At 47.7% G+C, this 476-nt stretch carries 1 pseudogene; it reads left to right on the top strand.

The window, feature by feature from the left end:
* Positions 1 to 476: pseudogene (locus TW84_RS24765) on the top strand (FimV/HubP family polar landmark protein); the annotation flags it as partial.

Below are 476 nucleotides of genomic sequence, written 5' to 3'. Positions count from 1 at the left end.
GAGACTCCAGAGACTCCAGAACCAGCAATAGAACAATCAGCAGCCCCAATGCCTGAAGCTATTCCAAATGAATTTGGGGTTCCGGAAGATGATGATTGGCTGATTGAAGATGAAGCGTCCGAAGCAATATCTGATGATCTCATGGCTGATACGCTTGCTGCTGAAGAGCCAGAGCTTGAAGCACCAGTTGCTGAGACAGAAGAATCATTAGAACTGGATGACCTAGAGCTTCCAGAATATAGCGAAGACGATGCACTTTCGGATGTTGCACAAGAGCCAGAGCTTGAAGCACCTGTTGCTGAGTCAGAAGAGTCATTGGAACTGGATGACCTAGAACTTCCAGAATACAGCGAAGACGATGCACTAGCGGATGTTGCACAAGAGCCAGAGCTTGAAGCACCTGTTGCTGAGTCAGAAGAGTCATTGGAACTGGATGACCTAGAACTTCCAGAATACAGCGAAGACGATGCACTAGC

Origin of the sequence: Vibrio neptunius, assembly GCF_000967495.1 — a bacterium.
Taxonomy (GTDB): Bacteria; Pseudomonadota; Gammaproteobacteria; order Enterobacterales; family Vibrionaceae; genus Vibrio; species Vibrio neptunius.
Note: the sequence above shows the minus strand (reverse complement) of the source record. Positions and strands in the feature narration are given on the sequence as shown.